This window comes from Nocardioides sp. Leaf374, from assembly GCF_916862475.1.
Lineage (GTDB): Bacteria > Actinomycetota > Actinomycetes > Propionibacteriales > Nocardioidaceae > Nocardioides > Nocardioides kribbensis.
In genome coordinates this window covers 56,823-65,724 of record NZ_CAKASO010000021.1, presented here as the reverse complement: position 1 = coordinate 65,724, position 8,902 = coordinate 56,823, and the positions used below count along the sequence as shown (strand labels likewise).

Below are 8,902 nucleotides of genomic sequence, written 5' to 3'. Positions count from 1 at the left end.
CTCGCCGGCGCCCGCCGTACGCCGCGAGCGCGTGGCGCGCGGCGGGGTCTGGGCGGGAGCGTCCGCCGCCGGGCCGGCCGCACCGGCCGACTGGGCCGAGCGGATCGCGTCGACGAGCTGCGCCTTGCGCATCCCGCCCGCGCCGGCGACGCCCATGCCGGCCGCCAGCGCCTTGAGGTCGGCGAGCAGCATGGAGTTGAGCCCACCTCCGCGCTTGCGGGGGGCGTCGCCACCTGCGGGCGCGGGCGAGGTGGGGTCCGGGGTGTCCGTCACGTGAAGGTCCTTGCCACGTATCGATGCGGGGTCCTCGGCCGGGCGCGGAGAGGCCGGCGACCGAGGGTCTGGCTCCCCCGTGGGGCGTCCGACGGCCGGGATCCGGTCGTGCGGACGATCCGCCGGTGAGGACGGGGATCGGGGGAGGTTCCGCGCCCGAGAGGCCGAGCAGGCTGGGGGCGATGCCCCCGGTGCCGGCCGAGAGAGCTGCGGCGTGCGGTCAATGTAGCACCGCGCCGGCCCCGCGGGGCCGGGGATCAGGAGACGCGGACCCCGTCACGGTCCACCGCGACGTAGGACGCCTCCCACCCACGCGGCGCGCGGTCGAGCACGGCACGCACCGCGGCCGGGCGGCCCGCCTCCGCGAAGGCGAGCACGGTCGGCCCGGCGCCGGAGACCACCGCGGGCACGCCGTCGGCGCGCAGGGCGTCGACGAGCGCCACCGAGTCGGGCATGGCGGGCCGGCGGTAGTCCTGGTGCAGGTAGTCGCGCGTGGCCCGCAGCAGCTGCTCGGGCTGGCTGGCCAGCGCGGCGACCAGGAGCGCCGTGCGCCCTGCGTCGGCGGCGGCGTCGGCGTGGGGCACCTCGGCGGGCAGCAGGCCCCGGGCGACCTCGGTCGACAGCGGGGTCGGCGGCACGAGCACCACCGCGCCGACCCGCGGGTCGACCGGCGAGGTGACGGCGTAGAACCCCTCGTCGTCGTGACCGGAGATCACGAAGCCGCCGTAGAAGGCCGGGGCGACGTTGTCGGGATGGCCCTCGATCTCGGCGGCGAGACGGAAGAGCGCGTCGTCGTCGAGCAGCAGGGAGCCGCCGGCCACCAGCGCGCGGGCCAGGCTGACGCCCGCCACGATGGCGGCCGAGGAGGAGCCGAGACCGCGGGCGTGGGGCACGACGTTGCGGCAGGTCAGGCGCAGCCCCGGCGGCTCGGCGCCCATGAGGCCGAGCGCGGCCCGCATCGAGCGCACCACCAGGTGGGTCTCGTTGCGCGGCACGTCGGCCGCGCCCATGCCCTCGACGACCACCTCCAGACCCGAGGCCACGACCTCGGCGCTGAGCTCGTCGCGCAGGTCGAGCGCGAGGCCGAGGGAGTCGAAGCCGGGGCCGAGGTTGGCCGAGGTGGCCGGCACCGAGACGTGCACGGGCCCGTCGACGAAGCGGGTCACGCCGCCCTCAGGCCAGGCCGGCGGCCTGCGCCGCCGAGGAGACGTCGGCGTCGACCACGGTGTCGACCAGCGGACCCACACCCTCGAGGGCCGTCGCGGTGTCCTTGAGCCCGTGGCCGGTCACGGTGACCACCACCGTCGCACCCGCGTAGGACTCCCCCGCCTCGAGCTCCTGCAGCAGACCGGCCACGCCGGCCGCCGAGGCCGGCTCGACGAAGACGCCGTCGTGGGTGGCCAGCAGCCGCTGGGCGGCCAGGATCTGCTCGTCGCTCACCGCGGCGAATCGACCGCCCGACTCCTCGGCCGCGGCGACCGCGAGGTGCCAGGACGCGGGGTTGCCGATGCGGATCGCGGTCGCCTTCGTCTCGGGGGCCGGGAACGGCGACCCGGTCACCAGGGGGCTCGCGCCCTCGGCCTGGAAGCCGCGCATGACCGGGCGGCGGGTGGCGACGCCCTGCTCGGCGTACTGGCGGTAGCCGAGCCAGTAGGCGGAGATGTTGCCGGCGTTGCCGACCGGCAGCAGGTGGAAGTCGGGGGCGTCGCCGAGGAAGTCGACGATCTCGAAGGCCGCGGTCTTCTGGCCCTCGAGGCGCACCGGGTTGACCGAGTTGACCAGGGCGACGGGGTAGTCCTTCGCCAGCCCCTGGGCGATGGCCAGGCAGTCGTCGAAGTTGCCGCGCACCATGATGACCTGCGCGCCGTGGAGGATGGCCTGGGCCATCTTGCCGGCGGCGATCTTGCCCTCGGGCACGAGCACGAGCGGCTTGAGGCCGGCCTTGGCGGCGTAGGCGGCCATCGAGGCCGAGGTGTTGCCGGTCGAGGCGCAGACCACGGCCTCGGCGCCCTGGTGCTTGGCCACCGAGATCGCGGCGGTCATGCCACGGTCCTTGAAGGACCCCGTGGGGTTGTCCCCCTCGACCTTGAGGTGGACCTCGGCGCCGGTGAGGCCGGAGAGCCAGCCGGAGTGGACCAGGGGTGTGCCGCCCTCGCGCAGGGTCACCGCCGGGGTGCCCTCGGGGAGGTCGAGCAGGTCGCGGTACTCCTCGATCACCCCGCGCCACTGGTGGGTGCGGACCGGGGTCCTGGGGGCCGTGGTCGTCATTCCGCAACTCCTTCGACACGCATGACGGAGGTGACGTCACGCACGATGTCCATGGTCCTCAGGTGCGCCACGGTGGCGCTGAGCTGGGCGTCGGTGGCCTCGTGGGACACCACGACCAGCTGGGCGTCGTCGCCGCGACCCTCCTGGCGCACGGTCTGGATCGACACGTCGTGCTCGGCGAAGGCCAGCGCGACCGTGGCGAGCACGCCGGCGCGGTCGTCGACGTCGATCGCCACGTGGTAGCGGGTGCGGCTCTCGCCCATCGACAGCACGGCGCGCGCGGCGTAGGCCGACTCCCCGGCGCCGCGGGTGCCGGCGAGGCGGTTGCGGGCGACGGTCACGAGGTCGCCGAGCACCGCCGACGCCGTCGGCGACCCGCCGGCGCCAGGGCCGTAGAACATCAGCTGGCCCGCGGCCTCGGACTCCACGAAGACCGCGTTGTAGGCCTCGCGCACCGAGGCCAGCGGGTGGGAGCGCGGGATCATGGCCGGGTGCACGCGCACCGCCACGGCGTCCTCGCCGCCGTCGGCACCCGGGCGCAGCTCGCAGATCGCCAGCAGCTTGACCACGCTGTCCATGTCGCGCGCCGAGGCGACGTCGGCCGCGGTCACCTCGGAGATGCCCTCGCGGTGCACGTCGGAGGCGGTGACACGGGAGTGGAAGGCCAGGGAGGCCAGGATCGCGGCCTTGGCCGCGGCGTCGAAGCCCTCGACGTCGGCGGTGGGGTCGGCCTCGGCGTAGCCGAGGTCCTGGGCCTCCTGGAGCGCGTCGCCGAAGCCGGCGCCCGAGGTGTCCATCTTGTCGAGGATGAAGTTGGTCGTGCCGTTGACGATGCCGAGCACCCGGGTGACCGTGTCACCGGCCAGCGACTCCCGCAGCGGGCGCAGGATCGGGATCGCCCCGGCCACCGCGGCCTCGTAGTAGATGTCGCGGCCGGCCTTCTCGGCGGCCTCGAAGAGGGTCGGTCCGTCCTCGGCCAGCAGGGCCTTGTTGGCGGTGACCACGCTCGCGCCGTGCTCCAGAGCGCTGAGGATCAGGCCCCGGGCCGGCTCGATGCCGCCGATGACCTCGACCACGAGGTCGACGTCGTCACGGGCCACCAGCGCCGCGGCGTCGGTGGTCAGGAGCCCCTCGGGCACCTCGACCTCGCGCGCCGCGTCGAGGCGCCGCACGGCGACCCCCACCAACTCCACCGGGGCGCCCACGCGCGCCGCGAGGTCGCCCGCCTGCTCCTGGAGCAGCCGCACCACCTGCGACCCGACCGAGCCGCAGCCCAGCACCGCCACACCGAGCGACTTGTCGCTCTCCTTCACTCGAGACCACCCACGTCGGTTGCCAACAGATCGTCCTCAGTCTCGCGTCGTACGACGACGCGCGCGACCCCGTCCCGCACCGCGATCACGGGCGGGCGGAGCGCGTGGTTGTAGTTGGAGGCCATCGACCGGCAGTAGGCGCCGGTGCCGGGCACCGCCAGCAGGTCTCCGGGGGCGACGTCGCCGGGCAGGAACTCGTCCTTGACCACGATGTCGCCGGCCTCGCAGTGCTTGCCGACGACACGGGCGAGCACGGGCGGGGCGTCGGAGACGCGCGAGGCGAGCGTGCAGGAGTAGTCGGCGTCGTAGAGCGCCGTGCGGATGTTGTCGCTCATGCCCCCGTCGACCGAGACGTAGGTGCGCACCGCTCCCCCGTCGAGCCGCACCGCCTTGACCGTGCCCACCTCGTAGACGGTGCACATCGCGGGGCCCGCGATGGCCCGGCCGGGCTCGATCGACAGGTGGGGCTCGGCGATCCCCAGCGCGCGGCACTCGTGGGCCACGATCGCCGACATCTCCGCGGCCAGGCGTGCGGGCTCGGCCGGGTCGTCCTGCGTCGTGTAGGCGATGCCGAAGCCCCCGCCGAGGTCCATCTGCGGCATCGTCGCGCCGAGCTCGGTCGCGACCCGGGCGTGCAGGGCCAGCACCCGCTTGGCCGCGACCTCGAAGCCGGCGGAGTCGAAGATCTGCGAGCCGATGTGGGAGTGCAGGCCGAGGAGCTCGAGCCCGGGGGCGTCGAGCACGCGGCGCACCGCCTCCAGCGCGTCACCGGAGGTGATGGAGAAGCCGAACTTCTGGTCCTCGTGGGCCGTGGCGATGTACTCGTGGGTGTGGGCCTCCACGCCCGCCGTCACCCGGACCATCACGCGCGCCGGCAGTCCCTCGCGGGCCACGACCGCCGCCAGCCGCTCGATCTCGTCGAAGGAGTCCACGACGACCCGGCCGACGCCCAGGCGCACGGCGCGCTCCAGCTCGCCGACGGTCTTGTTGTTGCCGTGCAGCTCGACGCGCGCCATCGGGAAGCCGGCGCGCTCGGCGACGCTCAGCTCGCCGCCCGAGCAGACGTCGAGGCCGAGGCCCTCCTCGGCGATCCAGCGCGCGGCGGCGATGCTGAGGAAGGCCTTGCCGGCGTAGAAGACGTCGTAGTCGGCGAAGGCGTCGCGGAAGGCCCGGGCCCGGCCCCGGAAGTCGGCCTCGTCCAGCACGTACGCCGGGGACCCGTGCTCGGCCACGAGGTCGCTCAGCGCGACGCCGCCGACCTCCAGCACGCCGTCGCTCTTGCGCGCGGTGGTCGACCAGAGGTGGGTGACCAGGTCGTTGGGGTCGCTGGGCTCGCGCAGCCACGAGGGACCGCGGGGCCCCTCGGCGTGGGCCCAGCCGGCCTCGTGCGCCCTCACATCCGCTCCGGAGCGCTCACGCCGAGCAGGCCGAGGCCGTTGGCGAAGACCACCCGGGTGGCCGCCACCAGGGCCAGCCGGGCGCGGTGCAGGTCGTTGGGCTCCTCGTCGCCGAGCGGCAGCACCCGGCAGCTGTCGTAGAAGCGGTGGTAGACCCCCGCCGTGTCCTCCAGGTAGCGCGCGACCCGGTGGGGCTCGCGCAGCTCGGCCGCGCTGGCCACCACGCGCGGGAGCTCGGCGAGCGCGCGCAGCAGCTCGCCCTCCCGCTCGTGGGTGAGCAGGTGCATCGCGTCACCGGGCTCGAGGCCGAGGGCCGCGGCGTTCCGCAGGATTCCCGAGACGCGCGCGTGGACGTACTGCACGTAGTAGACGGGGTTGTCGTTGCCCGACTTGGCCCACAGGTCGAGGTCGAGGTCGATGTTGGAGTCGGAGCTGTAGCGGGCCAGGGCGTAGCGCGCGGCGTCCTTGCCGATGGCGCCGACCAGGTCCTCCAGCGTGATGACCGTGCCGGCCCGCTTCGACATGCGCACGGGCTCGCCCTCCTTGAGGAGGTTGACCATCTGGCCGATGAGGATCTCCAGGTTCTCCCCCGGCCGGTCGCCGAAGGCGGCGCACATCGCCATCATCCGACCGACGTAGCCGTGGTGGTCGGCGCCCAGCATGATCAGGCAGCGGTCGAAGCCGCGCTCCCGCTTGTCGAGGTAGTAGGCGAGGTCACCGGAGATGTAGGCGCCCTGACCGTCGGACTTGATGATCACCCGGTCCTTGTCGTCGCCGAACTGCTCGGTGCGCAGCCAGACGGCGCCGTCGGCCTCGTAGGTGTTGCCCATCTCGGTGAGCCGCGCGATGGCCCGCTCCACGGCCCCGCTGCGGTGCAGGTCGTCCTCGTGGAAGTAGACGTCGAAGTCGACGCCGAAGTCGTGGAGGCTGGCCTTGATCTCGGCGAACATCATGTCGACACCGACGGCGCGGAACACCTCCTGCGCCTTCTCGTCGTCGAGGTCGCGCACCTCGGGCCGCTGCTCCGCCACGGCCGCCGCGATGTCGTGGATGTACTGGCCGCCGTAGCCGTCCTCGGGCGCGGGCCGTCCCTGCGCGCTCGCCAGCAACGAGCGGCTGAACCGGTCGATCTGCGCTCCGTGGTCGTTGAAGTAGTACTCCCGGGTGACCTCGGCACCGGTCATCGTGAAGATCCGACCCAGGGCGTCACCGACAGCAGCCCAGCGCACCCCGCCGATGTGGATGGGGCCGGTGGGGTTCGCGGAGACGAACTCGAGGTTGATCCTCTCGCCGGCGAAGGCCTGGCTCGCGCCGTAGCGGTCGCCGGCCGCGAGCACGTCGAGGGCGACGCGGCCCTGGGCGCCGGCCTCCACGGTGATGTTGAGGAAGCCCGGCCCGGCGATCTCGACCTCGCCGACGCCGTCGACCGCACCGAGGCGCGCGGCGACCAGCTCGGCCAGGGCCCGCGGGTTGGTGCCGGCCCTCTTGGCCAGCTGGAGCGCGACGTTGGTGGCGTAGTCACCGTGCCCCTTCTGCCGGGGTCGCTCCACCGTGACGCTGGTCGGGACGCCCTCGGGGAGGGTCAGCGAGGCCTCGTCGACGAGGGCCGACAGGACGTCGACGATGGTGGCGGAGAGCTGCTCGGGAGTCACCGGTCAAGGGTAACGAGGTCGGGCGGTCGACCCGACCACGGTCTCGCGGGCCCGTGGCGGCCCGGCTTCGACGCCGGGCCGGCCTGGTTGTAGGGTTCGGAACCGCGCCGCTGGTCGGCGTGAGCGCCTCCGTAGCTCAGGGGATAGAGCACTGGTTTCCGGTACCAGGTGCCGCAGGTTCGAATCCTGCCGGGGGCACACCTTCTCTTCTTTCGTCTCGTCCGGTTCTCCCCGGGCGCGGCACCGTCGTGGTCTGGACCGCCGGACGTGTGACCTAACTTCCACGTCAGCCCGGCGTTCACTCAGCAACGAGGGGTCTCGGGGTCCCTCGGCCCGGGAGGCGCACGCGGCCGCACGGCCTCACGCGCCCCTCCCGGCCGGCCCCCACTCGCTGACGAAAGCAGGAACAGTGAAGACGACCCTTCGACGGGCGGTCGCGGTCTCCGCGGTCTGCGCCGCCGGCCTCGCCGGCACCCTGACCACCCCCACGACGGCCACGGCCGAGGACGCCCCCTCCGCCCGGGCCGAGCGCCGGCTGACCGACTTCGGCATGAAGGCCAACGTCTACGGCACCAAGGTGCTGCTGGGCGGCGTGGAGCTGAAGAGCCTCAAGGACGCGCGCGCCAACCAGCCCTGCACCCGCACCGCCGGTCTCTCCGACGTCGTGGGCTCGCTGCTCAGCACCGACACGCTCCCCGTCCCCGACGACCTGGTCCACCTCTCCCCCAGCACCAGCAGCTACGAGACCTACGAGACCGCGGGTCGCACGGGAGTGCGCGGCATCAACACCATCGCCGACATCGCCATCGGCGGCGAGGTCGTCGACGACCTCGCCATCCCGACCCTCAGGATCGAGGGGCTGCGCTCGGTCGCCGACTCCTTCTACGACCGCTCCGCCGTCGACGCCCGCGGCGCCCGCGGCGCCTACGGCACCGACCACTCCTTCGGCTTCGAGGGCATCTCGTTGGACTACGACGACACGGTGGTCGAGGGCACCCCGCTCGCCGACCTGCTCGACATCGTCAACGACGCCACGGCCCCCGTCTCCCAGGTCGTCGACCAGCTCGTCGAGCTGCTGTCGTCGGTCGCGGGCAACACCGTCGAGATCCCCGGCCTCGGCTCGATCGGGCTCGGTCGCTCCGGCGGCACGGTCGGGAAGACCTTCGCCACCTCGGAGACCTACGCGCTGAAGATCGACGTCGACCCCAGCGAGGCGGCCAACGACTCGGTGACGACGCTCCAGCTGGGCCGCGCCAAGACCCGCATCTCCAGCCCCGTGCGCTCGGGCGTCTTCCGCTCCACCGTCATGGGCCTCGACCTCTTCGCGGGCAACGACCTGCTGCACATGGGGGGCATCGGCACCCAGACCATCCCCTGCGAGGGCACCGGCGGCGACGTTCGCACCAAGACCGTCGAGCAGGCCCAGGTGCTGCTCGGGGGCCTGGTCACCCTGACCGGGCTGGAGTACAAGTACTCCGGCGAGCAGCTGCCCCGCGGACGCGCGCGCTCCATGGTGGCCAGCAACCTCGGCCGGCTCGAGATCCCCTCGGCCGGCCTGGTCATCACCGGCATCGGCTCGCGCATCGACCTGCTGAGCAAGGGCGCCGGCACGAAGGTCGCCCGCACGGTCGAGGTCAAGGTCGCCGACATCCTGCTCGACGGCGAGTCGATCAAGCCCGACGACCTCTCCCTCGGCGACCAGGTGCTCTTCGGCGACAACGGCGTCATCACCTTCGGCCGCATCCCCGCCGGCGGCAGCAACTTCTACGGCACCGAGGTCAGCGCCATCTCCGTGCGGATCCCCGGCGTCATCGACCTGATCGACGTCGGCTGGGCCGGCTCACGCATCTATCCTCGCTGACCCTCCCCGGCCTCCCAGCAGCACCCCGACAGCACACCGGCAGCACCCCAGCAGCACCCCGACGCCGGGGCGGCACCGCCGCCCCGGCGTCGCCGTGTCCGGCACCGTCCCCGCACACCCGCCCGGGGGAGCCCCGCG

General features: G+C 73.5%; 7 protein-coding genes and 1 tRNA gene. 2 read left to right on the top strand and 6 right to left on the bottom strand.

Features of this window, described 5'->3' with window-relative positions; genetic code table 11:
• From LPA27_RS11235 to argS, 6 genes are all read right to left on the bottom strand, one after another.
• A partial coding sequence (locus tag LPA27_RS11235; protein ID WP_228942475.1) for a Rho termination factor N-terminal domain-containing protein occupies positions 1-273 on the bottom strand: 273 nt, incomplete at its 3' end.
• Between the two features lie 257 nt (positions 274-530).
• Positions 531-1,439, bottom strand: coding sequence for a homoserine kinase (gene thrB, locus LPA27_RS11230; RefSeq protein ID WP_228942474.1), 909 nt, complete (start codon positions 1,437-1,439; stop codon positions 531-533).
• 7 nt (positions 1,440-1,446) lie between these two features.
• Positions 1,447-2,541: a threonine synthase gene (thrC, locus tag LPA27_RS11225; RefSeq protein ID WP_193661111.1), complete on the bottom strand. Its 1,095-nt coding sequence runs from the start codon at positions 2,539-2,541 to the stop codon at positions 1,447-1,449.
• A complete protein-coding gene (locus LPA27_RS11220) occupies positions 2,538-3,854 on the bottom strand; it encodes a homoserine dehydrogenase (protein ID WP_056864109.1) in 1,317 nt (438 codons plus the stop codon). The genes thrC and LPA27_RS11220 overlap by 4 nt, the downstream gene beginning before the upstream one ends.
• The gene (gene lysA / locus LPA27_RS11215) at positions 3,851-5,251 is read right to left on the bottom strand and encodes a diaminopimelate decarboxylase (protein WP_416383242.1); all 1,401 of its coding nucleotides are present in this window, start codon (positions 5,249-5,251) and stop codon (positions 3,851-3,853) included. The genes LPA27_RS11220 and lysA overlap by 4 nt, the downstream gene beginning before the upstream one ends.
• Positions 5,248-6,903 carry an arginine--tRNA ligase gene (gene argS, locus LPA27_RS11210; protein WP_228942473.1) on the bottom strand — a complete coding sequence of 552 codons (1,656 nt, stop codon included), beginning with the start codon at positions 6,901-6,903 and terminating at the stop codon, positions 5,248-5,250. The genes lysA and argS overlap by 4 nt, the downstream gene beginning before the upstream one ends.
• A gap of 125 nt (positions 6,904-7,028) precedes the next feature.
• Between argS and LPA27_RS11205 the strand changes: the two genes are divergently transcribed.
• A tRNA-Arg gene (locus LPA27_RS11205) sits at positions 7,029-7,101 on the top strand.
• Between the two features lie 211 nt (positions 7,102-7,312).
• Entirely contained in the window at positions 7,313-8,764 is a 1,452-nt protein-coding gene (locus LPA27_RS11200; protein ID WP_056903837.1) for a hypothetical protein, read from the top strand.
• The last annotated feature ends 138 nt before the right edge of the window (positions 8,765-8,902 follow it).